This window comes from Paraburkholderia sp. (assembly GCF_004298475.1).
Classification (GTDB): Bacteria; Pseudomonadota; Gammaproteobacteria; order Burkholderiales; family Burkholderiaceae; genus Paraburkholderia; species Paraburkholderia denitrificans.
On record NZ_SCRP01000010.1, the window covers coordinates 311,032 to 336,969 of the forward strand.

Sequence of the window (25,938 nt, forward strand, 5' to 3'; positions counted from 1 at the left end):
TGGCGCATTGCGCGCCACATCAGCCCGTCGCGCGGCGCACGGCCCGCCGCTGCGCCGCCTCGTGCGAATCCGCATGAGCGTGCGCCACGCGGCGCGCCCGAACGGCTCATCAGTGTTTTTCCTGCCATGCGCTAAAGATTTTCGATTCGTGGTCGATAACTCGTTCTGATATGCGTTTTAGCCAGATGTAAAATGCTCCGCCAGGTTCCTGGGGCATCCGGCGATGCGACGCACGCGACAGACAGGCTGCATGGAATAAGGGTTGTCAGCGACAGACATGGAAGCAAACAGGATTACGGCATCCCGTCCGGGCCGGATGCGCACGGTCGTCGATCGGCTACGCGCACTTGCCCGTCGCTCTGCCAGCGACCCGCTTGCACCCGTAGCCACCACCCCGCCGCCCGCGCACGAGCCGGCGAATCCACAGGCGCATGCGTATCCGGATACCGCCTCGCGCGCGTTCGAGGACACCGCAAGCGCGGTCGATTTCCTCGTTCATCTGGACCGCAACCTCCGCTTCCTCTACGTCTCCGATTCGAGCCTGCGCTTCGCCGGGTATCACCGCGAATATCTGCTCGGCGCCACCCTGCACGACATCGTCGCACCGGAGCACCAGTTGCGCCTCGACGCGCTGTTCGACCGCGCGACCATGACGGGCGCCATCGAAAAAGACACGGTGCATCTCGTGAAAGCGCTCACCTATCCGCTCGCGGTCGAGTTGCGCGTGCAACGAGCGTCCTACGCGGACAAGGACGGTTTCGCGGTCGCGGGTTTCGACGTGTCGACCTGGCAACGGGCCGAGCAGCGCCTCACGCATGCGCTGCACCACGATCTGCTGACCGGCCTGCCGAACCAGACGGCGCTCGGGCCCATACTCGAGCGCCTGCAAACCGAAGCCGACCTGCATGGCGCGCCGGTGGCGCTGCTCTTGCTCGACATCGACGATTATCAGCGCGTGAACCGCGCGCTCGGCTACGAAGCGGGCGACGAACTGCTGCGCGAGACGGCGCGGCGGCTCGGCCACCTCGCGCTACAGGGCGAGCTGATCGCACGCACGGGCAGCGACGAATTCGCAATCGTGATCGCGCCGCAGCCGCATACGGACCCGAGCGACGCGCGCAGCGATGCCGAAACGCTCGCACGGCGGCTGCTCACCTCGATCCTGCAGCCGTACACGTTCCGCACCCAGCCGGTGCACTTGTCGGCCAGCATCGGCATTGCGTTCCATCCGGCCCAGCGCACGGTCGGCGACGACGCCATGCAAACCGACAACACGCCGTTGATCCGGCGCGCGGACCAGGCGCTGCAGCAGGCCAAGGCCGCGGGCGGCAACACGCTGATGCTGCACGTCCCCGACAACGACCCCAGCGACGCGCAGCAGCTGAAGCTCGAATCCGATCTCTACGACGGCGTGCGCAACGGCGAGTTCTCCCTGCACTTCCAGCCGATCACGAGCAGCACGACGCTCGGCGTCGTGGGCGTGGAGGCGCTGATCCGCTGGCAGCATCCGTTGCACGGGCTCGTGCCGCCTTCGAAATTTATTCCTCTTGCCGAATCGGTCGGTCTGATTAATTATCTCGGCAACTGGGTGCTCAAGGCGGCCTGCATGCAATTGAAGCAATGGGACACGCAGGGCATTTCATTGCAGTACGTGGCGGTCAACGTGTCGCCGCAGCAGTTCCGCAACCCGCGATTCAAGGAAAGCGTGCAAGAGGCCATCGAGCTGTCGGGAATCGAGCCGGACCGGCTCGTGTTCGAGATCACCGAAAGCCTGCTCATGCACGATCCCCTGCGCGCCAAGGCGCTGCTCGAAGAAATCACGGCGCTCGGCATCCGGTTCGCCGTCGACGATTTCGGCACCGGGTATTCGAGTCTTGCGTATCTGCAGCGCTTCCCGTTGTCGAAACTGAAAATCGATCGCAGCTTCGTCGAGAACCTGCTCACCTCGCGCAACGATCAGGCAATCGTCAACGCCGTGGTGGGCCTCGCGCGCACGCTCAATCTCGAACTCGTCGCCGAGGGCGTCGAAACCGAGGCGCAGCGCGATCTGCTCACGAAGATGGGCTGCGATCACATTCAGGGCTGGCTTGTGTGCAAGGCGCTCCCCTCCGAGGAACTGGCGAAGCGCTTCGAAATGCGTACGCTCCATGTCCACGAGGTGCATTGATGGCAGCACACAACAAGACTGGGCATTAGCGGAATTGACATGGTTCAGATGGTAAAGGCAGTCCTGCTCGACCGGCTGTGGGCGCGCATAAATGAGCGTGGAGATTTCCCCATGCTTTCGCAGTCGCTACGCACCACAGTCGCCGCAATGACCAACGACGACTTCGACTTCAATGCGCTCGTGGGCGTCGTGCTCTCCGACTTCGCGCTGACGCAAAAGGTGCTGCGCCTCGCGAATTCAGCCATGTACATGGCGTTCGGCGGCAACATCACGACGATCACCCGCGCGCTGATGGTGCTCGGCATGGATGCCGTCGGCCACCTCGTGGTGGGCCTGAAGATCGTCGACCACTTTCATCACAGCGCGCCGCGCCGCATCGACGCGAAGCTCGAACTGAACCGCACCATGCTTTCGGGCTGCGTCGCGCGCAAGCTCACGGAAAACGGCGACATGCGCGCGGGCGAAGAAGCCGTGGTCTGCACGCTGATGCGCCAGGTGGGCAAGCTGCTCGTCGTGTTCTACCTCGAAGCCGAGTGGGACCAGATTCGCCGCCAGTGCGACGGAGGCGCAACCGAGGACGACGCGTGCCTCGAAGTGCTCGGCGTCACGTTCGACGAACTCGGCCGCGAGGCCGCGACGCGCTGGCGGCTGCCCGAAATGATCCGCGAAGGCATGGGCGACTACGATCCCCAGGAAAACGAATCGCGCCAGGGGCAGTGGCTGCGCGCGATCACGAACTATTCGAGCGAGGTTGCGAGCGTGCTCACCACGGCGAACCTCACCGAAGAAGAGCGTGAATCCAACATTACCGATCTCGCGCAGGTCTACGGCCGCGCACTGTCCACCGATGCCGACTTGCTCGCGCAGATGAGCCTCGCACTCGCGAAGGAAGAGGCCAACGGCGGCGTCATGCACGAAATCAACGAATTGCACGCGAACGCCGACGCCATCGCGCGCGAATCGCTCAACGTCGAAGCGCGCATTGCGGCAGGCGTGGTCGACTTGCGCGCGCTGCCGCCCGACAGCCCGTTCAGCACGGCGCTCACGCTCGCGAACGAAACGGTGCTCGCCGGACTCGGTTTTGCGCGCACGGTCGTGTTCGTGCGCCAGGGCGCAGACGTGTTCGCGGCGCAACGCGGCTTCGGCCCCGGCATCGAGAGCATGCTGCCGAAACTGCGCTTCAGCGCCGCGTTCCAGCCCGACGTGTTCCATCTGGCGATTGCGAATTCGGTCGGCATCTTCATCGAAGACGCGCATGCTCCGAAGATGATCTCCCGGCTGCCCGGCTGGTACCGCTCGACATTCGGCGATGCGCGCGCATTCGTCCTGTTGCCGGTCGGCGTGCCGGGCGAACGGCCGGTGGCCCTCCTCTACGGCGACTGGCTCGACACGCAGGAACCGCGGCGGATTTCACAGACGGAAATGAACGCGCTCAATGAGCTCGCCTACGAGCTTGCGCGCTTTCTCGCACGCAGTTCAGCCGATACGGCCTGAGCCGTTCAATCGTAAAGCGGCGGCCGCAGACGCGCGTCCGCCTGCCGAAAAAAAAGCGGCGCCGCGCGCCGCCCTTCCCGTTGCCGCGGCTGCCGTGTCCGCGGCCTTCCAGCCTCAATCTTCGATGCGTTCGAGCCCCTGGGATTCGGCGTCGCGGTCGGCCATGCCTGCCCATTCCGCTGCCGTGAGTGCGATTGCCGCCGCCTCGCCAGGCGTGAACGGCGCGAGCGGCGCGCACATTTCGTCGAGACGCGCCCAGTCGCCGCGTTCGAGCGCCTGTATCACGTTCAGCAACTGACCGAGCGAACCCTCCCGGTTCACGATGGCTGCGCGAATCGGACGCGCAATCGAAAGCAGGTCGATGGTTTCGTCGATCGGACCGCCGAACACGGCATCCACGCACGAGAACACGCCCGCGAGAAAAGCCGCTTCCTGCTCGGCAATCCGCGCGTTCGGCAAGCGCATTGCCGCAATTTCCAGGAACCGCGCGCGCGTGGCCGCGAGTTGCAGCAGCGGATCGTCTTCGAGCGACACCTTGCGGCCATCGGCATAAAGCAGCAACTGCGTCCAGCGTTGAAGGCGGTCCGTGCCCGTCGCGTTGATTGCCTCGCGCAGCGTGGTCACCTTATGCCCGATGCCGAAGCTCGTTGAATTCGCGAGCCGCATGATGTGCATCACGAGTATCGGATTGAGCTTCAACTCGGTTTCGAGCTGCGCGACAGTCGGATCGGATGCGAGCAGTTGCAGCAGATGCAGGAGCGCGTGGCGCGGCGCGCTCGCGCGGCGTGCGCCTGCGTGCGAATGCGCGAAGAAATAGCCCTGGAAGCGGTCGAAGCCGAGCGCGTGCGCGCGCTCGAAGTCATGCTGGCTTTCCACGCCCATCGCGACGAGCAGCTTGCCCGCCGACTTCAGCACGCCCGCGAATTTCGCCACCATGTCAGGCGCGACCCTGTGCAGATCGATCTTGACCGCCTCGACGTACGGCAGCAGCTTCGCGAACGAGTCGTCGGCCTCGGTGACGTGATCGAGCAGAAAACGGAAGCGGCGCCCGTGCAACTGGACGAGGCGCGCGATGAGCGCCGGATCGCACTCGATATCGCACGGCAACTCCAACATCACGCGATCGGGACGCAGGAGCAGCAGCGCATCGTCGAAAAGAGCCTCGCGCGTGACGTCCAGCCAGCCGCGATGCCCGGTCAACGCCGCACGCACGGGCTGCGCCGCAAACGCCTTGGCCAGCGCCGCGCCCGGACGGCCCGGTTTGTCCCGGTTTTCACGCAGATCAACGACGCGCGGCACCATCTCGAAGGCGCACAAGATGCCGTCGCGATCCAGCACGGGTTGACGGCCGAAATAGACTTCGTATTGCGGTGCCGGCGGCTTTTCTCCCACAGCGCCTGGCATCGGCGGCCGATCTGCGTCGTTGTAGCTCATGGGGTCCCCTGCGACACGCCGCACATTTGCCGGCGCATGGTTCTCAGATTCGTTTGCACCGCGCCCACGCTTCATGCGCGCCGGCGGACACTCATCGTGTGGATTCTACCTGCGGCATTGTACGGGCATAGGCGGATCAAGGCCGGAGAATGTCCGTTCTGGACAACGTTCAGGCACGTGCGTTTGCGCAAATTGTTGCGTGGATGCCAGGCCGATCCGTGCGCCGCTGCACACGCGATAGTGAGAAATCCGGCCTGCCTGATTCAATATCCGAAAGGCCGCATGTGTGCCGCGCGGCGCAAACCACCCAAAAGCATGCGCGCGCAACGTACCAAAGCCGTGTGCGACGATGTGACGGCATGTTGAATGTGCATCGGAACGGCGCGCCGCGACAGCGCGCCGCAGTTGCGTCAGGCGAGTGCGGCCAGCGTCGTGTCGCTCGTTTCGACAACGAGCAGGCCCGCGCGCAGTCCGGGCTTCACGGTGGGATTGGGGAACACGATGCGCTCTTCGTCGTGGCCGACCACGTAGCGATAGTCGCCGTCGTTCGCGAGCACGGTGCCGCGTGCGAACGGCGTGAAATTCGGCACGTCGGCGGCGACGTGCAATTCGAACGCATCGCTGCGCTTCGTGATCTGGCCGATGACCGTGAAGACGCGCGGCATGGGCGCGCGTGCATCGGGCGCGACACCCGCGACGAGACGGCGAACCGCGGCGTCCGCAGCCGCGAAGCGCGCGAGGTCGTTGTGGCCGAACGGCTGCACCTTGCCGAGTTCGAGCGTGCACGACGTGGCGCCGCACCGGTCGGCCGTCAACGATGAATACGTCGGGCCCTGTTCGGTGTGGATCAGCACGCAGGCGATGCGCGCGTCGGCCAGCCACGCGAACAACGCGCGCGACGGCGGCTCGCCCGTGTACGGCACGAGCGCGAACTGCTCGAACGCTGACGCGCGAATGGCCGTGTGCAAGTCGAGATGCCAGCGCGCGTGCGGCGCGTTCGATGCCGCCGCGAAAAAACGCTGCGCGTGGGCTTCGAGCGCAGCGGCCCGCTGCCCTTCCCTGCTGCCGCCCGCGCTCACATGGCGGCCGCCGAACAGGCGGTTCAGGTCGTCGTCGAGATAACGCCGCGCCGCGCGCATCGCGTCCACGTTGCCGAGCACGACGAGCAGGCGGCAGGCGAGCGCCGCGCGTCCCGCCGCGAGATCGGCAACATGTTGCGAGAGCAACTCGATCGGCGCCGTTTCGTCACCGTGGATGCCCGCCGAGAGCAGCACGCTGCGCGTCCCGGCATCCACATGCGCAGGCTCGATCAGCAGCACGCCGTCATCGATCCATTGCCAGCGTGCGCCGCTCGCGCACGTGCCCTCGCATGTGCCCTCGCATGTGGCCCGCGCAGCGTCCGCGCTCGCAGGCCGCGAGCCCGCCAGCGTGTAGCCGAGAAAATCCGCGAGTAACACGTCAGCGCTGGAAGTCATAGAGCGAGCCGAGACCGAGGATTTGCGTGAGTTCGTCGAGCGCCGTACGCGACTCGACGAGCAGCATCGGGTCGGCCAGATCCTGCGGCGCAAGACGGTCGCGATAGTGCTTTTCGACCCACGCATCGAGGCGCGTGAACAGCGCGTCGTTGATCCATACGCCGGGCAGCACGGCCGCACGCTCGGCATCGTTGAGCACGACGCGCAGACGCAGGCACGCCGGACCGCCGCCATTTTTCATGCTCTCGCGCAGATCGAACACCAGCACTTCATCGATGGGTCCGCGCTTCGCGGCCAGTTCGTCGAGGTACGCCGCCACGCGCGGATTCTCGCGGCATTCGCCCGGCACGACCAGAATCTGCGAGCCATCCGCGCGGCTCAGCAACTGGCTGTTGAACAGATACGACGTCACCGCATCCGCCACACTCACCTGCGCGTCGGGCACTTCGATCACGTCCAGCAGCGCGCCGTGCTTCGCCAGCTTCGCGTGCAGTTCGTCATACACGCTTTTCTGATCGAGAAACGCGCGCTCGTGGCAGAACAGCGTGCTGCGATTGCCCACCGCGATCACATCGTTATGGAACACGCCCGCGTCGATCACGTCCGGACTCTGCCGCGCGAACACCATCGCGTTTTCCGCAAGGCCGTGGCGCTGCGCCACCGCGCGGCTCGCCTCGAATGTCTGTCGTGCAGGGAAGCGCTTCGGCTCCGGTCCACGGCGATACTCGCTACGTCCATAGACAAAGAATTCCACGCCGCGCTCGCCGTACTGCGAGCAAAAACGCGTGTGATTCGCCGCGCCCTCGTCGCCGAGCGCAGGCGTGCCCGGCAGCGCGTCATGCACCGCGAAATGCGCGGGGTCCGCGAATATCGCGCCCAGCGTGCGGTGGGTCGCCTCGTGCTCGATCGCACGATGCAGCTTGCTGCACAGGTTCGCGGGCGTGAAGTGAACACGGTGATCGGGTGTATCGGCAGACGGACTCACGGTCGCCGCGTTCGCCGTCCACATCGCCGATGCCGAACTCGCCGCCGCGAGCAATTCGGGCGCCTCTTTCGCGGCCTTCGCGATGGCGTCGGCATCCTTGCCGCCAAAGCCCAGCTCGCGCAAGAGCCGCATCGAGGGGCGCTCCTGCGGCGGCAGCACGCCCTGGGCGAAGCCGAGGTCGGCGAGCCGCTTCATCTTCAGCAGTCCCTGGCGCGCCGCCGCTTTCGGATTCGCGACGGAGCGCTCGTTGTTCTGCGACGCCACGTTGCCGAACGAAAGACCGGCGTAGTTGTGCGTCGGGCCGACGAGTCCGTCGAAGTTCGCTTCAAGGGTTTGCATCGTCGATCCTCAGAAGTGAAGGCCCGGCGAAACGCTCGCGGGCATCTGCAGTTGTGCGCTTTCCACCGACGCCATCGGGTACGCGCAATAGTCGGCGGCGTAATACGCGCTCGGGCGGTGATTGCCGGAGCGGCCCGTGCCGCCGAACGGCGCGCCGCTCGATGCGCCATTGGTCGGGCGGTTCCAGTTCACGATGCCCGCCCGGATCTCGCGCGTAAAGCGCTTCCACAGCGCTTCGCTGTCGGCGAGCAGGCCCGCCGAGAGACCGTATGCCGTGTCGTTGGCTTGCGCGATTGCGTCGCCGAAGCCTGCGTAGCGGATCACCTGTGCGAGCGGCCCGAAGTGCTCTTCGTCGGGCCGGTCGGCCACGCCGGTGACATCGAGAATCGCGGGGCTCACGAAACCGAGCAACGGGTCGCGCTGCGTCATCGGCAGCAGCGCGCGCGCGCCGCGTTCGAGCAGCAGCGACTGCGCCGTGACGAGCTTCGCCGCCGCACGCGACGAAATCACCGCGCCCATGAACGGCTGCGGATCGGCGTCGTATTCGCCCACGGCAATGCGCGCGCTGACCTCGACGAAGCGTTCGAGAAAGCGGTCGCCGAACGGGCCGGTCGGCACGAGGATGCGGCGCGCGCAGGTGCAGCGCTGCCCCGCCGAAAGAAACGCCGACTGGATCGTGTGATGCACGGCGGCATCGATGTCTTCGACTTCGGCGACGACGAGCGGATTATTGCCGCCCATCTCGAGCGCGAGCACGATCTCGGGACGGCCGCCGAACTGGCGATGCAGCAACGTGCCCGTATCCGAGCTGCCCGTGAAAAACAGGCCGTCGATCTGGCGGTGGTTCGCGAGCGCAATGCCGGTGTCGCGCTCGCCTTGCACGAGGTTCAGCACGCCGGCGGGCAGACCGGCTTCGCGCCAGATCTCGACGGTGACGCGCGCAACGTCCGGCGCGAGTTCGGATGGCTTGAATACGATGGTGTTTCCGGCGATCAGCGCGGGCACGATGTGCCCGTTCGGCAAATGCCCCGGAAAGTTGTACGGCCCGAACACGGCGACGACGCCATGCGGACGATGGCGCAGCACGGCGACGCCGTCCGCCATCGGCGTGCGCTTTTCGCCCGTGCGCTCGCCATACGCGGCGATGGAAATGCCGACCTTCGCTGCCATCGATGCCGCTTCAGTGCGCGCTTCCCAGAGCGGCTTGCCGGTTTCGCGGCCGATAGCCTGCGCGAGCCGCTCCTTGCGTTCGGTCACGAGCGCGGCAAAGCGGCGGACGATTTCGCAGCGCGTCTCGAACGGCGTCTGCGACCATTCGCCGAACGCGCGGCGCGCGGCCTCTACGGCACGCTCGACATCGCCCGCCGACGCGGCGTTGCCGCTCCACACTTCCGCACCCGAACCGGGATTGCGCGAGGCAAACGCGGGGCCAGTGGCCGCGCACCACTGCCCGTCGATAAAAAGCTCGTTCATGGTCATCCTTGTCGATCCACGGTGCGCGCGCAGGGCCCGCTTCAGCGCCTGCTGCGCTCACCTGTCGGTTGCTATCGGTTGCTATTGATGTTTGTGTGCGGCGCCGAGCACGCGCACGGGTTCACCCGCCGCGACATTCAGCGCCGCCGCTTCCTGGGCGTTCAGCACGAACACGCCGTCATGCACGACGCCCGCCGCGGAACCCACACGGAAGTCGCCGAGCGACGTGTTCGAAACGAGCGAGCGCACACTGGACGCCGTATCGTGTGCGCCGATCTCCACCGGCACGACGACGCTCTCGCGCACGGTGCGCAAATCGGCGATGTGACATTCGAGCACCGGGCCCGCGTCGAAGATATCGACGTGGTTCTCATAGCGCAGACCTTCCGCTTCGAGCATCCGCCGCGCCGGAATCGTATCGGCGTGCGTGAGGCCCACACAGGCCTGCGCCTCCTCGGGCAGCAGTTCCACGTACACCGGATGGCGCGGCATCAGTTCGGCGAGAAACGCTTTGCGGCCATGCGAACTCAGATAATCGGCCGCATTGAAGTCGATTTGATAGAAATGCGAACCCACTGCGCGCCAGAACGGCGATGTGCCTTCCGCGTCGAAATGACCGCGCAATTCCGCGCAGATGCGCTCGGGAAAGTGATCGCGAAACTGCGCGATAAACATGAAGCGCGAGCGCGACAACAATCCGCCCACGCCTGACGTGCGATGGCGCGGCGAGAGGAACAGCGAGCACACCTCCGCGTAACCCGTGAGATCGTGCGAGATGTTCAGCGCGCGCATGCGCGTCCAGATGCCGAGATCCTGGCTCGCGTGAACCACCGTGCTCACGCGATAGTTGTAGAACGGCTGCTGCAGGCCCACCGCGGTTTCGATGCCGCATACGCCCGCCACGTCGCCCGTCGCGGTGTCTTCCATCACGAACAGATAGCCCGCCTCATGCGGCGCGGCCTCGCCCGCGAGCGTGCGCCGCGTGCGCGCGATGCGCGCCATCAGCGCGTCGCGGTCCGGCTTGAACGTGGTGAGACCTGGACCGGTTTCCTGGGCGAGCGCGACTAGCGCGTCCACATCGCCCGTCTGCACGACGCGAACCACGATCATTGCGTTTCTCCCATCGACTGATCTTCTGTTTCCGGCGTCTCGCGCCGCAGCGGCGCACAGCGCACGACATCGCCGTCCTGTACGTCGAGCGCCGCGCGCGCGGCGCTATCGAGCGGGGCCGCGCCGCGCGCGGCGTGGTGAGGCGCACCGCGGTGATGGCCGCCTTCAGGCAGCGGCGGCAAAGTCGTCAGCACGCAGCGGAATTCGCCGCCGCGCTGGCTCGCCACCATATACGACGCGCCCGTTGCAGTGTTCACAGCGGTGCTCGCCGCCTCGCGCACCACGCGGCTCTCGTTGGCCGCCACCGAGGTCGTGCGGTCGACCTGCGCGGTCAGCACGGGGCCCGCATCGAAGATATCGACATAACGGTCCGGCTCGAAGCCCTCTTCCAGATGGATGTCGTAGGCAAGCAGTGCACTCGTGTCCGGCTCCCCCAGCACGCGCTGCGCGGACTCGGGCAAGAGCGGCACGTAGATCGGATACGCGGGCATCACTTCGGCGATGAACGTGCGGCTGCGCCCGCCCGAAGCCATTTCGATGTCCTTGAAATCGCGCCCGAAGAACTTGCGCCCCACCGCTTCCCAGAATGGCGACACGCCCGCATCGTCGGTGACGCCGAGCAACAGCGTAAACACGTCGGGCGTGAAGCGCCGCCGGTTCATCGCCACGTACATCATGCGGGCGCGCGATACGAGGTGCGCGGCGGCGTCGCCGCGCAACAACGGGTCGATATAGAAGCCCGCGAGGCGGCTCTTGCCGGTCAGTTCGTGCGACATCTGCAATGCGTGAATCTTGCGGTTCACGTGCAGTTCGCGCGACGCGTGAATCAGTGCGTCGTTGCGAAACGCGTAGAACGGCTCGGCGTAGCCCGCCGCCGCGATGAGGCTCGATGTGCCGACGAGCCGCCCCGTCGCCGAGTCTTCGAGCACGAAGAGATAGAACTCCTCGCCCGGAAAATCGACTTCGGTGCGAAACGAGTCCTCGGACAGCGCGATACGCGCTTCCAGCGCCGCGCGGTCGTGCGGCAGCGAATGCAGCACGGGCTGCGCGGTGCGCGCCATGTGCGCGATTGCATCGAGATCGGCCAGCCTGGCCGGGCGAACAAAAAGCATCGTCGATCCTCGGTCTTGAACGCTTGAACTCTCTTGAACCCTCTTGAACCCTCTTGAACCCTTACACGCGCGCGGCCGCGACGCCGATCACGTCCTCGAACGCCTGTTCGAGGCGCGCGAAACCCTCGGCCAGATCGGCTTCGGGGATGATGAGCGAAGGCGCGAAACGCAGCACGTCCGGGCCCGCGATCAGCATCATCACGCCGCGGTTCGCCGCAGCCGAGAGAAAGTCCTTCGCGCGGCCTGCAAAGCGCGGCGTCAGTTCCGCGCCGATCAGAAGACCTTTGCCGCGCACGTCGCTGAACGCGTCGAAGCGTTCGTGCAGCGTCGCGAGCTTCGTGCGGATAAACTCGCCGCGCGCGCGTACGCCCGCCAATACCGCCGGATCGCTCACGAGATCGACCACCTTGCCTGCAATCGCCGCGCCGAGCGGATTGCCGCCGTACGTCGTGCCGTGCACGCCGACCTTGAAGTGCGCGGCGATGGGTTCGGTCGTGAGCATCACGCCAATCGGAAAGCCGTTTCCGAGCGCCTTCGCGGAGGTCAGGATATCGGGCGTGACTCCCGTGTCCTGGTAGGCGTAGAAGTGGCCCGTGCGGCCCACGCCCGTTTGCACTTCGTCGAAAATCAGCAGCGCGCCGTGCGCATCGCACGCTTCGCGCAGCGCACGCAGGAACGCCGGATCGGCGGGAATCACGCCGCCCTCGCCCTGCACAGGCTCGACGATCACCGCGCAGGTTTGCGCGCCGATCGCGGCGCGCGCGGCCTCGATATCGTTGTACGGCAGATGGCGGATGCCGCCCGGCACCGGGCCGAAGCCTTCCGAATACTTCGGCTGGCCGCCCACGCTCACGGTGAACAACGTGCGGCCATGGAACGACTGCGCGAAGGAAATGATTTCATACTTCTGCTCGCCGAACCGCTCGACGGCAGCGCGGCGCGCGAGCTTGAGCGCGGCCTCGTTGGCCTCGGCGCCGGAGTTCGCGAAGAACGCGCGGTCGGCGAACGTCAGCGCTTCGAGCTTCTTCGCGAGGCGCAGCACCGGCTCGTTCGTGTAGCCGTTGCCGATGTGCCAGAGCTGGCTGCCCTGCTCATTGAGTACCCGCAAGAGTTCCGGATGCGCGTGACCAAGCGCCGTCACGGCAATGCCGCCCGCGAAGTCGATGTAATCGCGGCCTTCGGTGTCCCACACGCGCGAGCCGAGGCCGCGACTGGGCACGAACGGCGCCGGCGAGAAGCACGGCACCATCACTTCATCGAAAGTCTGGCGGGTCACACTCTGCTCGTTCATGACGGATCCTCTCTGGCTCGGAATTTGGACGGTGCGCGCACGGGCGAGCGCCCGGCGCGTGGATGACAGGTGCAGTGTAGGCAACTGTGCGGCAAACGTCTTGCGTGTGCGCGACGCATTCTTTCGCGGTCTGCACCTGCTGGGGGCGCGGATTGCGTAAATCCGGCCAGTCTGGTGAATCTGGCGAGTTTCACTCACTGGCGCTCACTGGCGCTCACTCGCACTTATTTGCGCTTATTCGCGCTCCGGCGGCTGCGCGCGTCCATCCGCGCGCGGCCCGCCAGCCGCGCCGCCGTGCTGGCGCTCGATCCAGTTGCGGCGGTCCTCGCGCGGCGTCACGCCGAAGCGCTCGCGATACGCGTTCGAAAAGTGCGCCGCGGACGCAAACCCGCACGCAAGGCTGATCTGCACGACGGACTTGCTCGTGCGCTGCAGTTGCGAGCGCGCTTTGGCAAGGCGCAGGCCGAGGTAGTACTTCGACGGCATCGCGCCGAGATACTGGCGAAACAGCCGCTCGAGCTGCCGCCGCGAGACGCCGACGAGGCCCGCGATTTCATCGGAGGTAAGCGGGTCCTCGATGTTCGCTTCCATGAGCAGCAACGCATCGTTCAGGCGCGGGTTGCGCTCGCCTGGCGCGGTCACGAACGGAATGCGCTGGCGCTCGTCGCCGCTTCTGAGCGTGCTTGCACCGAGCGCGTCGGCGATGCGCTCGGCGAGTTCGGGGCCGTGCTCGCGGCCGATCATGGCGAGCATGAAATCGAGCGTCGCCTGGCCGCCCGCGCAGGTCGCGCGATCACGATCGATTTCGTAGATGTGTTGCGTGGCGATCGTGCGTTCGAACTGCTCGGCGAACTGTTGATAGGTCTCCCAGTTCGCAGCCACGCGATAGCCGTGCAGCAAGCCGGCCATCGCGAGCCACCAGATGCCGTGATGGATGCCCGTGACGAGCGGCGTGCGCTGACCGACGCGCGCAAGCGTTGCGAGAAAGAGGCGGGAATCGGCGAACGGCTGAAAGCGCTCCGTGACGACGATCAGCCAGTCGCACGCGAGCGTGTCGTCGAATGCGCTTTCGGCAGGCCATTGCGCGCCGCCTGAAAGCGGCACCGGGCGCGCGTTCCACGAGACCATGCGAGAGCGGTAGAGCGCGCGGCCATCGATCTCGTTGGCGAGATTGAGCGCATCGACAATCGGCCCCACGCCCGACATCGAAACCGGCGACAGCGCCACAATCGCGACTTCGGCGGTGCGGTCCGCACGTGCGGGCGCATCGGAAGCGGCGGCACGCGCGGCATCTGCGGGCGCACTGGAACGAGTGGGACGGATCATCGGCGGCGGACTGCATCCAGGTTTTTCTTTTAGTTCATACGCACGGCAAACCAGCCGTGCGAGTAGCGTTGCGCGGGTCGGCGCGCAACTGCCAGCCCGAACGATACCGCACCGCCGGTCAGCGCGGCAAAGCTGGACGATTCACCCAAGCCGCGCACGACGCAGCCCCGAACGCCTCTACTCGATGCCGAGTTGGGCGCGAATCGCGGGCAGCATGTACTGCACGGCTGCACGCCCCTCCGCGATGGCGGGCTCGGCGCGGTGGAAATCGAATATCCCCATGCCGCCGAGGCGCGGCTGAATCAGCACGTCGGCAGGCTCGCCCGCAAGGCGGCTGCGCGTGATACGCACCTGCATGATGTCGATGCTCTGCGCGATCGAACTGAGCATCGACGGCACGCGTGCGCTCGGCGGCGGCGCCACACGCACGTCGGCGCTCGCCTGCCCTGCGGGCTGGAGCCAGCGCGGAAAGCGCCTGCCGTTGCGGCGCAGCAGCGGCTGCGGTTCGTCGGATGTGGAAGGCGCCGCGGATTCCGGGGGTTTCGAGGGTCCGCCCGGCGCGGAGAGCGAGGAGAACGAGGCGCCCTCGGGCGCCTCGCGCAACACGGTGTCGATGGCGCCGCCCAGGTCGCGGCCATTCAGGATGTCGTGATTGAGGTCGACGGCAATCACGCAATCGGCGCGCATCGCGCGCGCGGCAGAAACCGGCACCGGGTTGCTGAGCCCGCCATCCACGAGCCACACGCCGTCGTGCCAGATCGGCGTGAACAGACCCGGAATCGCGATCGAGGCGCGCACCGCGTCCACCACGCCGCCTTCGCTGAGCCAGATTTCGCGGCCCGTGTCGAGTTCGGTGGCAACCGCCGTGAACGGCAACTGCAGCTCGTTGATACCGCGTCCGTTGAACTGGTTCGCGAACACATCGATCACCTTGCGTCCGCCGAGCAACCCGCCCGAGAGACGCACGTCGAGCAGCCGCACGACGGTCTGCCAGGTGAGGTGGCCGACCCACTCTTCGAGCCAGTCGAGGTCGCCGTTCGCATACACGGCCCCAACGAGCGCGCCAATCGAGGTGCCGCACACGACGTCGGGTTTGATCCCGGCCTCTTCGAGTGCGCGGATCGCGCCGATGTGCGCCCAGCCGCGCGCCGCACCGCCGCCGAGCACGAGACCGATGCGCCGGTTACGCCGCCGGTTCATCATGCGCGCCTCCCGCTTGTCTGTGAGTCAGTGACCGCGCATCACGTCCGAGCGGGAAGTCGTGGTGACCCGCCCGTCCGGGCCGAAATGCACATTGAAATACGCTTCCTGCTCGACGCCGCCTTCGCGCCACTTCCAGCTCCACACCGTTTCCTTCTTGAGCCGGAACGCGGCGACCTCGCCCGGCTTGCCGAGCCGTTGCCGCACCTCGTCCTGACTCATGCCGATGGTGATCTTCGCGAAGTTCTCGGCGGTGAGGACCTGGGTAATCGCAACGAGCCGCCCGTTCGGGCCGATATCCACCATGTAGGTATTGAGGCCCGCCGGGCCGCGCGGATATTCGAGGCGGCGCGAGCCATCGTCGAAGATGCGCTCGGTCTCGGGCTTGCCCATCTGCCTGCGCACGTCGTCGAGCGTCGAAATGCCCGGCTTCATGCCCTTGAACAGGAGCACGTCGGGTTTGACGGAATCGAAGAGAGCCTTGAGGGTCTGCCACATGGAATCGATCTGGCGGTCGTCGCAGCCGGAAAGCGCGAACGCCGCAAGCACTGCCGCGACAGCCGCGAAAACCCGCGCCTTGTGCAATTTAAGCTTCATGGTCCAAACCGCATTCACCGTGAATCACCTGGGCTCATGCCGGGGATGGGGCGTCTGCCCCGCCTATATCCCTCAATGTACCCGCTATTACACGTTTTCGTGATGGTCGGACCGTGCGGCATCGCACTCATGGGCGACGCCAACCGGCACAGGCACGGGCGCAGGCACGGGCGCGGGCACCGATGCGGGCGCAAGCGCCTTGCCTGCGCGCATGGACAAACGCGTGCGCGCAATTTCCACGCCTTGCCAGGAAACCAGCGCGACACTGCCGAACACGACCTCGCGCATCCGTTTGACGAGCGCGAGCGACAGCGCGGCTTCGTGCCCCACGCCGAATAGCTGCGCGAGCAGCACCACGGTCGCCTCCTGGATGCCGAGGCCCGCGGGCACCATGAAGGCCGCGTGGCGCACGGCCTGGGTCAGCGCCTCGATGGCGAGCGCGCCCTCGATCGAAACCGGGAATCCGAGCAGGCGCAGCGCCCACCAGGTCTCGAACGCGCCGACCATGTAGCCCGCAAGCTGCCAGCAGAAGGCGCGGAACATGAGCCCGGTGCGCGACATCAGTGCGTTAAGGTCGCGGTCGAGCTGGTGGCCGTCGATGCCGAGCACGACCGGATTGTTCGCGCCGAACATGCGCGCGGCCCAACGCTCGATGGCGTGAAACAAGCCGCCGCGCCGCAGCAGCACGAACGTCACGATCGGTATCGGCAGCGAGAGAACGAGGGCGAGCCCGATTGTCGTGATCGTGCGCATCGAACTGCCGTCGCCGGTCGCCGCGACGATCAGCACGAGGCCGAGCGCCGAGAACGCGTACTGGACGGCCATCGTGATGAGCACTTCGGCGATCACCGATGCGGTGACGAAGCTGCCGTCGCGCAGTCGCCAGCGCGCAAGGCGGATGCCGACGATTTCCCCGCCCACGCCCATCACGGGCAGCAGCCGGCTGACGCCCTCGCGCACGGCGGCGACCCACAACAGGAAGCCGAGCGGCAGGCGTTTCGCGAGCAACAGGCGCCAGGCGTGGGCATCGAGCAGCAGCGGCACCGCATGGAATGGCACGAGCCAGAGCAGCACGGGACCCGCCGTGCCGATGATGTGCATGACGTCATGCGCGCCGTCGCGGATGACGAGCGCGATCAGGATGGCGATCCCGACCGGCAGGCCCAGCCATTGCAGCCACTTCATGAAGGTCGAACCTCGCCTGCCGGCGCGTTCGCGCCGGGTCGAGCCGGACCGCCGAAAAATACGTCGGCGAAACCGCCGTTGCGCACGCGCGCCGCCGCCAGTGCCGCCGCGACGCGCGGCGAGAGGAGCGCATCGAGTTCGTCGGTGGGGCGATAGGCCTGCATCGACGGCGTGATGGCGTCCACGCCTGCCTCGGCCGGATGGCAGTAGATCTCACCGACGCCCTGCGCCGGCAGATTCGCGATGGCGTCGAGCAGCACGGCCTCGTCCATCGCGCCCGTGTTCGCGATGCCCACCACGAAGTCGTTGTGCGCGATGCCCGCGCGCGCAAGCCGTGCGCGCACGAGATGAAGCCAGGGCTTGAGCGCGAGCGGCGCACCCGCTTCGAGCGGCAGACGCATGGCACGCAGCCCATACTCACGGCCGATCTGGATGATCAGCGAGAGCACCGTGGGGTGCAGATGGAAATGCTTGTGGGTATTGACGTGATCGAGTTCGAGCCCGGTCGCGGCGAACGCCTCGAACTGCGCGCGAATCTCCTTCGCGAGCTGTGCGCGCACGTGCGGCAAAAAGAAAAAACGTACGCCGTCGCGCACCATGTTGTCGCCGAAACGGCCCTGCGCGTCGACCAGTGCGGGAATCTGCGCGCGCGGCAGCATCGACGCGCCGTCGGCCAGCACGAGGTGCAGGCCGACGCGCAAACCCGGCAGGCGCCGGGCGCGCGCTACGGCATCGGCAGCCGCGTTTGCGGCCACCATCAGACTTGCAGCATTGAGCACACCCTCGCGGTGCGCGCGCTCGACCGCTGCGTTGACCCGCTCGTGCAGGCCAAAGTCGTCGGCGGTGAAAATCAGTGCGCGCGTTTCGCGAGACTGCCGTTCCATCATGCCTCGTGGGCGCGCAGGAAGCGGAAGAACTCCACGCCTTCGCGCAGGCGGCGCTTCATCATGTCCCAGCTCGTGAGCATCTCGCGCAGGATTTCCCAGATCTTCGAAGGCCGGAAATAGAACTCGCGATAGAACTTCTCGAGGTTGTGATAGATCTCTTCGCGCGAGAGGTGCGGATAGCCGATCGCGGCAAGCTGCACGCCTTCCTTGGAGACGAGGTTGACCACCTTGTTCTCTTCGAGCCAGCCGTTGTCGACAGCCTGCCTGTAGAGCGCCGTGCCCGGATACGGCGCGGCGAGCGACACCTGGATCGTGTGCGGATTGATTTCCTTCGCGTACTCGATCGTCTTCTTGATGGTTTCCTGCGTCTCGCCCGGCAGGCCCAGGATGAAGGTGCCGTGGATCTTGATGCCGAGCTTGCGGCAATCCTCGTTGAAGCGGCGCGCGATATCGGTGCGCAGGCCCTTCTTGATGTTCAGCAGGATCTGGTCGTCGCCGGATTCATAGCCCACGAGCAACAGGCGCAGACCGTTTTCCTTCATGATCTTGAGCGTCGAATACGGCACGTTCGCCTTCGCGTTGCACGACCACGTCACGCCGAGCTTGCCGAGACCGCGTGCGATCTCTTCGACGCGCGGCTTGAAGTCGGTGAAGGTGTCGTCGTCGAACATGATCTCCTTGACTTCGGGCATGTTGTCCTGAATCCACTTCACTTCTTCGAGCACGTTCTCGACCGAACGCGTGCGGTAGCGGTGCCCGCCCACCGTCTGCGGCCACAGGCAGAACGTGCACTTCGAACGGCAGCCGCGGCCCGTATAGATCGAGACGTACGGATAGTTCAGATAGCCGATGAAGTAGTTGTCGATCTTCAGATCGCGCTTGTAGACCGGCGCCACGAACGGCAGCTCGTCCATGTTCTCGATCATCGGGCGCGCTTCGTTGTGCTCGACCGAGCCGTCCTTCGCGCGGTAGCTGAGGCCCTTGATGTCGGCGAACGGCAGGCCATCGGCTACGTCCTTGCAGGTGTAGTCGAATTCCTCGCGGCAGACGAAGTCGATTGCCGGCGTTGCGGTGAGCGAATTGTGCGGATCGACCGCGACCTTCGCGCCCACCATGCCGATCAGGATCGACGGCTTGCGCTTTTTCAGGTCCTGCGCGAAGAGCGCATCGGTCGGGAACGACGGCGTGCTCGTGTGGATGATGACGAGATCGTAGCCGTCGGCGATCTTGAGCGTGTCTTCGACGGAAAGGCCGTCGGCGGGCGCATCGAGCACGCGGCTGCCGGGCACGAGCGCCGCGGGTTGTGCGAGCCATGTCGGATACCAGAACGAGCGGATCTCGCGCTTCGCCTGGTAACGCGAACCGGCGCCACCGTCAAAGCCGTCATAGGACGGGGCCTGCAAAAACAGCGTTTTCATGAGATGAGTGCTCCGGCAACCCGGGTAATTACGGGCAAAAATTGGAATGACAAAAATTAAACGTAGCGCGCACCGCCCCTGCGGCACGCGCGATTAAATCTTCGGATTAACGGCCGTCGGACACCTCGACCGCTGCACGCCGCGCCGGCGCAGTAACGCCTGCGTCCGCCGTCTCGGGGTTCGCCACCGGCACGCGCACGCCGCGCCATACGACATGCGAGCCGAATGCGGCCGAAAGCCATTGCAGCGCGAGCAATGTGTCGCGCAGCGGCACGAGCGGCAAATCGTGCCAGAAGGTGCGCCAGTTGGCGCTGCTGCGTGCATGCAGCACCGCACGCGCGATGATACCGCCAGCGGTGCTCGCGCCGAGCACGAACAGCGCCGCCGACGCGGTGCCGGCGCCGGCAAGCGCCGTGGCGATGCCCTGGTTGCCCGCGATGAGCAGGAGGCTGAGCAGCGCGCCGAGCACGATCCACGGCGACGTGAACGTGATGAAGAGCGAGGCGAAGCCCCCCGGATTCACCGAGCGGATCGTGCGCAGCCAGCGCGTCTCGCGCAGCCACAAAGAGCGGAACGTCGGCTCGATGACGTCGGTTGCAACGACGACCGGCGCCAGCACGGTCGCCAGCCCGTGATCGCGTGCGAAACGCGCGAGCAGATAGTCGTCGGCGAGGCAGTCCTTGAGCGACGTGAAACCGCCGATGCGTTCCAGCGTCGTGCGCGAGAGCGCGAGCGTGGCGCCGAAGCCGAATGCGCGCGAGCCCGTGCTGTGCGCGACGCGCACCGAGGGCGCGAACCATTCGTTGATGAAAAGCGCGCCGACGCGCGGCCAGAAACCGCCGACGCTGCGCGCGTAGTAAAGGCAGGTCACGACGCCCACCGACGAATCGGCGAGCGGTGCGGTGACGATGTCCAGGTAGTCGGGCTCGACGGCGATGTCGCTATCGGCGACGACGAGCGCGTCGTAGCGCGCGTGCGCCGCGAGATTGATCAGGTTGCTGACCTTCAGGTTGCTGCCGTAGACGCGCTTGTCGATGACGAGCTCGATGTCGTGATCGGGATAGGCGGCCTGCAACTGGCGCACGACGGCAATGGCCGGATCGGACGGCGACGACACGCCGAACAGCAACTGGAAACGCGGATGGAGTTGCTCGCAGAAGGTTGCGAGATTTTCGTAGAGACGCGGCTCGGCGCCGCACAGCGGCTTGAGCACGCTCACCGGAATGGCGCGGCGTGCGCGGGCGCGCCGGGCGGCCGCACGCACCTGCGCTGCCGAGCCGAGGCGCGGCATGGTGAGCGCGGCGAAGATCGCGTAGAGCGCCGCCACACAGCATCCCGCGATTACCAGCCACCAGGCCGATGGCAGCTGCACCGTCATGCCAACACTCCCGGCCGCCCGATCCGCACGGAACGGCCCTGCTGGAGCGCAGGACCGATATCCATACCGGTCAGATCAAGCGAATCGCTTCGTACCATTTGCACAACCCTGAAATCCGGAAAAAAGCCCAACGCGCATCCTGGCCACTACGCATGTTCCTTGCAGGAAACCGGCCGCTGGACGGAGGCGTTTTAACCGATGCAACGTGAATTAATGAACGACTTAAGGACGCAATAGGCGAAATCCACACTGTTGCGGACTGCTCGCGCCCCGATTCGACGCCGAAAATTGTAGCAGTAACCACCCGGTCCCGCTTCAGCACTGGCAGCAAAACTGCTTCCTGCCGTTGCAATTTCGATGAATTTTTCAACCCGCGGACGATTCGCCTTCAACGTTCACAGGCATTTGGCGCACAAGAAAGGCAATTGAAATCCTTATTCTTCGTAAGGACGATGGTCGCCGCGCCGGATGGATTAACCCCACGCACAGATATAAACGATTCTCGATTTCGTTTGTGCTCGTATGCGCCCGGTTTCGCTCGTGTGCGCTCATTCGCGCTCATTCGCGCTTCTTTGCGCTCACCTACGCTCATTTGCGTATTGGCTCGCCGTCAGCAAGCACCGGAGCGCTCCTGCACAATGGCCGTACTTCGCGTCCGCCTTGCCGGGCCGTACCTCACGAAATACGAAACACCAAGCACGAAACACAAAGCGCAAAACACCCAAAGCCATGATCCCCTTTTCCGTTCTCGATCTTTCGCCGATTCCCGCCGGCTCGAACGCCGGCGACGCCCTGCGCAATACGCTCGATCTCGCGCAGCACGCCGAACGCTGGGGCTACCATCGCTACTGGCTCGCCGAGCACCACAACATGACCGGCATCGCCAGCGCCGCCACGTCCGTTGTGATCGGCTACGTCGCGGGCGGCACGCGCACGATTCGCGTCGGCGCAGGCGGCATCATGCTGCCGAACCACGCACCGCTCGTGATCGCCGAGCAGTTCGGCACGCTCGAATCGCTTTATCCCGGCCGTATCGATCTCGGACTCGGCCGCGCCCCCGGCACCGACCAGACGACGGCGCGCGCGCTGCGGCGCGATCTGCAGTCGAGCGCCGATGCGTTCCCCGACGACGTCGCCGAACTCCAGCGCTATTTCGCGCCGCCCGTCGAGGGACAGCGCGTGCGCGCCGTGCCGGGCGCGGGGCTGTCCGTGCCGCTCTATATCCTCGGATCGAGCCTCTTTGGCGCGCAGATGGCGGCCGCCATGGGTCTGCCGTTCGCATTCGCTTCGCATTTCGCGCCGGACCATCTGTTGACGGCGCTACGGATCTATCGATCGCAGTTCCGGCCTTCGGCCGCGCTGGCGAAGCCTCATGCGATCGTGGGCGTTAATGTCTTCGCTGCTGGCTCCGACGACGAAGCACGCTTTCTCTTCACTTCGTTGCAGCAGCAATTTCTTGATCTGCGGCGCGGCACGCCCGGACAGTTGCCGCCGCCTGTTGAAAAACCCGACGCAGACGCGTTCGAACTCGCGGGTGTCGAGAATGCGCTCGCCTGTTCGGTGGTCGGTGCGCGCGAAACGGTGCGCGCAGGGCTCGCCTCGGTGATCGAACAGACCGGTGCCGACGAGCTGATCGTCACCGCGCAGATCTACGATCATGCCGCGCGGCTACGCTCGTTTGAGATTACTGCTGAAGTGCGGAAGGAGTTGGCCGGCGCTTAGTAAGCGCGGTGGTTGGGGATTCGCGGCGCATTCAAGACTGCGTGGGCTGCACCGTATGAAACGCCTGCGGATCCTGAATCTGCGGCTCATGGCCAAACTCGGGAAACTCGATGAGCGTCGCGTGCGGAATCGCCCATGCGCGGCCTTCGCGAGATAAGGGTTTGGGTGAAATATGGGTATGCCAGGGGCAGCCAAATTGGTTGATCGCAAATTCCTGGAAAAGTCGCTTATCGAGCCGTTGCAGCCGATCAACCTCGGTTCCGCCTCAATGACCGTTTCCAAGTGTGGATTCAACCGGTTGATCTGATCGGAAAGTGATTGACATTGGCGGACACTCGCTACGAATTGTTGGAGCCAACGAGCGTCCGCCCAAGAAGGCAACCATAACCAGACCATAACGAACTAGTTAGTGTTTGCGCGCAGCGGATTTGTGTTGATTGTGCTGGTTGATCAGAACAATCGTTTGTTTATATCACTCGCGAAATTCTTTCCGGCGCGGTGGTCGCTACTGGTTTTTGATACGGCGAAGGTATACCGACCATCTCCGTGAAAAGTAATTTTGTGGTGCTTCCCATCTTCCGACAAATCAAACCCTAATCTAATAAGTGCACTTTTTATTTTTGAATCCATTTCGACGTACGATTTAAATATGGATTTGATTTCCCGTTTAATTTCCTCCGCCTCGCTTTTTGCTTCATTGTGGTAAATTAGATCTTCTATAATGTGACGCTTTCTACTCCCAACTACCGTACTTCCGATATATCCATTCAGCGCCTCCAGGACAAATCCTTTTATTTCGTCTGTGTAAAAATCTTGCTCCAAGCCATAGGCTATAATTCCCTCATCCCTAGAGGGAGTCTCGCTGTTAAACTTGCGTAGCTCTGCGGTAAGCCGAAAAATTTCCCGCTCAGCCTCTTCCACTTTTTCCTGCTTTGCAGACAAATCGGCATCAAATGCCTTAACATAATCATCCAGCTCTGTTGAGCCAGATGATCGCAGTTTCTCCAGCCTGTTCTTCGAAATGCACTCTCTGAGATGCAGCCATGTACAATAGGTTTTTTGTCTGCGATTCGCAAGCGCCAATCTGATATCCCTGAAAATTGAATTCCGAAGCTTGCCTGGCGTATTATTTTCATCGGAAATGAAATACGATTTCCTGGCCGTGCTATCCGGCCAATACACTCCGATCGTCCCTCCGTAAACGTTCCTAGATGAGGTAAGATTCTTAAGTTTTATCGAGAAAATTCTACTTGGCTCAACGATTACATGCGCCATACCTGACAACTGCCTGGCAAGTTTTTCTGAATTTACCGCCTGTGCTATTTCAAATCCAGCGCTCACGTAAACTATTGGTAGGGAATTGCCGGCATTCCCTAATATCAACTTTGCCGCAATATGTTCCTCGCCCAAGTTCAGAACTATCGGTTTGTCAGATACAGGCATTTGACCATCCATTCCGCCACCGATCGATCCCAGAACCTGTTTCACAAAATATGGTTTTCTGGGTTCCGGCAGATAACTCGCCGTCCGTAGAGCCTCGCAGCTAACCTGTATGCTGACCAAGTGTTGACTGGGTGTCTGCGAGGAAACAATTGTGGTAACCCATTCAATATCTCCATTCTCAAGGCGAGAATATCGAAATCCACCAATCTCGTAGTCAGGAAGTTCTGCGTAACCCGTCGCAACGCTTTCATTGCCAACTTTTATACTGCCTTCATGCGACCCAATTAAATCTGAGAGTTCCTCTTCCTTGATTTTCGTGTGGGGGCTTCCGGCTATCCACTTGCAGGCAAGCGCAAGAATCTCACTTACGGATGATTTTTCGTTTATTGGAAATTCCGTCGAATAGTTAATCATTTTATATCGAATAATTTTTAGAAATTAAACCACCGAGTAAAATGTGCAATTTTCCGGGAATCCAATTGAGTTGAGGAAAATATGGAGCCGCTATTACAGCGCCCCCGTCAGCACATGCCAATAATACTAGATCATCTTTACGGCAGTGAGCGATCGAAACTTGAGGAATCGATTGGTCGGTAGCTTTAGGACTGCCGTCACAGTTTGAAGTCGGGTCGGCACTTCCGTGCATGACTCACACTAGCCGTAATGCGGATTATCGCTATGGGTTGATCACGTACAACACGGATCATGCACGGAGCATCGAACCAACCGAAATCTCCCCCTTTGTGCCCACGCGCAGTTCACTATTTCGTATTCACAGAAACAAATTCTCATTTGCGACCTTTTCCGCCACCCCGGGCGACTATGTCAGTGTCAAGTATGTGAAATTTTTCCGGGCGGTGTACTCGTAACTGGAATTATCCCGCTGAAACGATGACTGGGATCATGCACAGACGAGTCAGAGGCTACAAATTTGGATATTAATTGGTCGACTACTTTGGGGTTTCCGCCGACATTCGAATATTGGCGCGGACCTCTCCACGACACACCCATCGTGGCCGATCACTACCCGATGCGGTCAGCCGAAACCACCCCAAGTCCATCTTTTAATCGAAAAAACTGAGTGGCGAGTGTCCGAACCTCGTCGGCAATTCGGTGCCTCCACATCTCGACGGCGTACTTACTGATATCCGTTAGCAATCAAATCGACTTTCATTCTGCACCCGGGGCTACGGCGTTCTTCTCACGCGCCGCGCCTGCATAACTGCTGCCATTGCAGCCACCTCCCGGTAGTCGCAGTATGCTCAAACTCTGCTCAGAATCAGGGCATTGGCCTTGAAGCCTTAACGCCAAATACGTCAAGACACAGCTTCCAAGCCGAAGGACAGGGGGTTCGACTCCCCCCCGCCGCCCCAGCAACCATCCATTCAGCACAAGCGTTCCCAGGGCCCGTGCTACTCTTGGCGTCGATCCGACATCCATCGACGGAGAATGCACGATGCAGAAGATGCAAACCCGAACCACGCTTCATCTAATGGCCGCCGTGCTGCTTTCCACGAGCGTGTGCACGGCGCATGCCGCGAATCTCGGCTTTTTGCGCGACACGCCGGTCGCGGCGATGACGCAACAGGACAACGCCGCGCTACGGAAGGTGCTGCGCGAGTCGCTGGACCAGAAGGCGGACGGCGAATCGACGCAGTGGTCATCCCAAGCGCTGCGTCGCGGCACTCGGGTCGACGCAACAGTCACGCCGGACCGCACCACACATGACGGACCCCGTACCTGTCGCGAAACCAGCGTCGTTCTGCAATCCCGGGGCCAGTCGATGACATTGCACCCGCGTTTCTGTCGCGAGGGCGGCGGCGAATGGGTCTTTCAACGGACGCAATGAGCAAACAGGCGGTTTTGCCGGTCGCAAGCCACGCAGGAATATGCGCGGCGGGA

At 63.9% G+C, this 25,938-nt stretch carries 19 protein-coding genes; 4 read left to right on the forward strand and 15 right to left on the reverse strand.

Annotation, left to right across the window (positions count from 1 at the left end; genetic code table 11):
* Positions 1-277: 277 nt before the first annotated feature.
* Positions 278-2,167: a GGDEF domain-containing protein gene (locus EPN59_RS06785; RefSeq protein WP_293036480.1), complete on the forward strand. Its 1,890-nt coding sequence runs from the start codon at positions 278-280 to the stop codon at positions 2,165-2,167.
* Between the two features lie 48 nt (positions 2,168-2,215).
* Positions 2,216-3,661 carry an HDOD domain-containing protein gene (locus tag EPN59_RS06790; protein ID WP_293036488.1) on the forward strand — a complete coding sequence of 482 codons (1,446 nt, stop codon included), beginning with the start codon at positions 2,216-2,218 and terminating at the stop codon, positions 3,659-3,661.
* Positions 3,662-3,775: 114 nt separating this feature from the next.
* Here the strand turns inward: EPN59_RS06790 and EPN59_RS06795 are convergent, their stop codons facing one another.
* The 14 genes from EPN59_RS06795 to hpnI form a co-directional block, all read right to left on the reverse strand.
* Positions 3,776-5,065, reverse strand: coding sequence for an EAL domain-containing protein (locus EPN59_RS06795; protein ID WP_293036486.1), 1,290 nt, complete (start codon positions 5,063-5,065; stop codon positions 3,776-3,778).
* A gap of 440 nt (positions 5,066-5,505) precedes the next feature.
* Positions 5,506-6,570, reverse strand: a complete 1,065-nt coding sequence (gene astE, locus EPN59_RS06800; protein ID WP_293036478.1) for a succinylglutamate desuccinylase — start codon at positions 6,568-6,570, stop codon at positions 5,506-5,508.
* A complete protein-coding gene (astB, locus tag EPN59_RS06805) occupies positions 6,554-7,894 on the reverse strand; it encodes an N-succinylarginine dihydrolase (RefSeq protein WP_293036476.1) in 1,341 nt (446 codons plus the stop codon). Before astB ends, astE begins: the two co-directional genes overlap by 17 nt.
* A 9-nt stretch (positions 7,895-7,903) precedes the next feature.
* Positions 7,904-9,367: a succinylglutamate-semialdehyde dehydrogenase gene (gene astD / locus EPN59_RS06810; RefSeq protein ID WP_293036475.1), complete on the reverse strand. Its 1,464-nt coding sequence runs from the start codon at positions 9,365-9,367 to the stop codon at positions 7,904-7,906.
* Positions 9,368-9,448: 81 nt separating this feature from the next.
* Positions 9,449-10,477, reverse strand: a complete 1,029-nt coding sequence (gene astA / locus EPN59_RS06815) for an arginine N-succinyltransferase (RefSeq protein ID WP_293036473.1) — start codon at positions 10,475-10,477, stop codon at positions 9,449-9,451.
* Positions 10,474-11,589 (reverse strand): arginine/ornithine succinyltransferase subunit alpha, encoded by a 1,116-nt coding sequence (gene aruF, locus EPN59_RS06820; RefSeq protein WP_293036471.1) that lies wholly within the window; start codon positions 11,587-11,589, stop codon positions 10,474-10,476. Before aruF ends, astA begins: the two co-directional genes overlap by 4 nt.
* Before the next feature lie 61 nt (positions 11,590-11,650).
* Positions 11,651-12,880 (reverse strand): aspartate aminotransferase family protein, encoded by a 1,230-nt coding sequence (locus tag EPN59_RS06825; protein ID WP_293036469.1) that lies wholly within the window; start codon positions 12,878-12,880, stop codon positions 11,651-11,653.
* A 234-nt stretch (positions 12,881-13,114) separates the two neighbouring features.
* A complete protein-coding gene (locus tag EPN59_RS06830; RefSeq protein WP_293036467.1) occupies positions 13,115-14,206 on the reverse strand; it encodes a GlxA family transcriptional regulator in 1,092 nt (363 codons plus the stop codon).
* A 177-nt stretch (positions 14,207-14,383) separates the two neighbouring features.
* Positions 14,384-15,409 (reverse strand): patatin-like phospholipase family protein, encoded by a 1,026-nt coding sequence (locus EPN59_RS06835; RefSeq protein ID WP_293036465.1) that lies wholly within the window; start codon positions 15,407-15,409, stop codon positions 14,384-14,386.
* A gap of 24 nt (positions 15,410-15,433) precedes the next feature.
* On the reverse strand, positions 15,434-16,003 hold the full coding sequence (bamE, locus tag EPN59_RS06840) for an outer membrane protein assembly factor BamE (protein ID WP_293036463.1): 570 nt from the start codon (positions 16,001-16,003) through the stop codon (positions 15,434-15,436).
* Positions 16,004-16,090: 87 nt separating this feature from the next.
* Positions 16,091-17,188, reverse strand: a complete 1,098-nt coding sequence (locus tag EPN59_RS06845) for a lysylphosphatidylglycerol synthase domain-containing protein (protein ID WP_293036461.1) — start codon at positions 17,186-17,188, stop codon at positions 16,091-16,093.
* A complete protein-coding gene (gene hpnK / locus EPN59_RS06850; RefSeq protein ID WP_293036459.1) occupies positions 17,185-18,072 on the reverse strand; it encodes a hopanoid biosynthesis-associated protein HpnK in 888 nt (295 codons plus the stop codon). Before hpnK ends, EPN59_RS06845 begins: the two co-directional genes overlap by 4 nt.
* Entirely contained in the window at positions 18,072-19,493 is a 1,422-nt protein-coding gene (hpnJ, locus tag EPN59_RS06855; RefSeq protein ID WP_293036457.1) for a hopanoid biosynthesis associated radical SAM protein HpnJ, read from the reverse strand. The genes hpnK and hpnJ overlap by 1 nt, the downstream gene beginning before the upstream one ends.
* A 106-nt stretch (positions 19,494-19,599) precedes the next feature.
* On the reverse strand, positions 19,600-20,871 hold the full coding sequence (gene hpnI, locus EPN59_RS06860; protein WP_293036455.1) for a bacteriohopanetetrol glucosamine biosynthesis glycosyltransferase HpnI: 1,272 nt from the start codon (positions 20,869-20,871) through the stop codon (positions 19,600-19,602).
* A 729-nt stretch (positions 20,872-21,600) separates the two neighbouring features.
* Here hpnI and EPN59_RS06865 point away from each other — a divergent pair.
* On the forward strand, positions 21,601-22,593 hold the full coding sequence (locus EPN59_RS06865; RefSeq protein WP_293045747.1) for an LLM class flavin-dependent oxidoreductase: 993 nt from the start codon (positions 21,601-21,603) through the stop codon (positions 22,591-22,593).
* A gap of 450 nt (positions 22,594-23,043) precedes the next feature.
* Here the strand turns inward: EPN59_RS06865 and EPN59_RS06870 are convergent, their stop codons facing one another.
* Positions 23,044-24,450 (reverse strand): hypothetical protein, encoded by a 1,407-nt coding sequence (locus EPN59_RS06870; protein WP_293039453.1) that lies wholly within the window; start codon positions 24,448-24,450, stop codon positions 23,044-23,046.
* A gap of 1,042 nt (positions 24,451-25,492) precedes the next feature.
* Between EPN59_RS06870 and EPN59_RS06875 the strand changes: the two genes are divergently transcribed.
* Positions 25,493-25,885 carry a hypothetical protein gene (locus EPN59_RS06875; RefSeq protein WP_293045750.1) on the forward strand — a complete coding sequence of 131 codons (393 nt, stop codon included), beginning with the start codon at positions 25,493-25,495 and terminating at the stop codon, positions 25,883-25,885.
* Positions 25,886-25,938: the final 53 nt, after the last annotated feature.

What these genes read in the sequence shown, in the direction of transcription:
- EPN59_RS06785 (WP_293036480.1), top strand. Translation starts at nt 278, where the DNA reads ATGGAAGCAAACAGGATTACGGCATCCCGTCCGGGCCGGATGCGCACG.
- EPN59_RS06790 (WP_293036488.1), top strand. Translation starts at nt 2,216, where the DNA reads ATGGTAAAGGCAGTCCTGCTCGACCGGCTGTGGGCGCGCATAAATGAG.
- EPN59_RS06795 (WP_293036486.1), bottom strand. Translation starts at nt 5,065, where the DNA reads ATGCCAGGCGCTGTGGGAGAAAAGCCGCCGGCACCGCAATACGAAGTC.
- astE (WP_293036478.1), bottom strand. Translation starts at nt 6,570, where the DNA reads ATGACTTCCAGCGCTGACGTGTTACTCGCGGATTTTCTCGGCTACACG.
- astB (WP_293036476.1), bottom strand. Translation starts at nt 7,894, where the DNA reads ATGCAAACCCTTGAAGCGAACTTCGACGGACTCGTCGGCCCGACGCAC.
- astD (WP_293036475.1), bottom strand. Translation starts at nt 9,367, where the DNA reads ATGAACGAGCTTTTTATCGACGGGCAGTGGTGCGCGGCCACTGGCCCC.
- astA (WP_293036473.1), bottom strand. Translation starts at nt 10,477, where the DNA reads ATGATCGTGGTTCGCGTCGTGCAGACGGGCGATGTGGACGCGCTAGTC.
- aruF (WP_293036471.1), bottom strand. Translation starts at nt 11,589, where the DNA reads ATGCTTTTTGTTCGCCCGGCCAGGCTGGCCGATCTCGATGCAATCGCG.
- EPN59_RS06825 (WP_293036469.1), bottom strand. Translation starts at nt 12,880, where the DNA reads ATGAACGAGCAGAGTGTGACCCGCCAGACTTTCGATGAAGTGATGGTG.
- EPN59_RS06830 (WP_293036467.1), bottom strand. Translation starts at nt 14,206, where the DNA reads ATGATCCGTCCCACTCGTTCCAGTGCGCCCGCAGATGCCGCGCGTGCC.
- EPN59_RS06835 (WP_293036465.1), bottom strand. Translation starts at nt 15,409, where the DNA reads ATGATGAACCGGCGGCGTAACCGGCGCATCGGTCTCGTGCTCGGCGGC.
- bamE (WP_293036463.1), bottom strand. Translation starts at nt 16,003, where the DNA reads ATGAAGCTTAAATTGCACAAGGCGCGGGTTTTCGCGGCTGTCGCGGCA.
- EPN59_RS06845 (WP_293036461.1), bottom strand. Translation starts at nt 17,188, where the DNA reads ATGAAGTGGCTGCAATGGCTGGGCCTGCCGGTCGGGATCGCCATCCTG.
- hpnK (WP_293036459.1), bottom strand. Translation starts at nt 18,072, where the DNA reads ATGGAACGGCAGTCTCGCGAAACGCGCGCACTGATTTTCACCGCCGAC.
- hpnJ (WP_293036457.1), bottom strand. Translation starts at nt 19,493, where the DNA reads ATGAAAACGCTGTTTTTGCAGGCCCCGTCCTATGACGGCTTTGACGGT.
- hpnI (WP_293036455.1), bottom strand. Translation starts at nt 20,871, where the DNA reads ATGACGGTGCAGCTGCCATCGGCCTGGTGGCTGGTAATCGCGGGATGC.
- EPN59_RS06865 (WP_293045747.1), top strand. Translation starts at nt 21,601, where the DNA reads ATGATCCCCTTTTCCGTTCTCGATCTTTCGCCGATTCCCGCCGGCTCG.
- EPN59_RS06870 (WP_293039453.1), bottom strand. Translation starts at nt 24,450, where the DNA reads ATGATTAACTATTCGACGGAATTTCCAATAAACGAAAAATCATCCGTA.
- EPN59_RS06875 (WP_293045750.1), top strand. Translation starts at nt 25,493, where the DNA reads ATGCAGAAGATGCAAACCCGAACCACGCTTCATCTAATGGCCGCCGTG.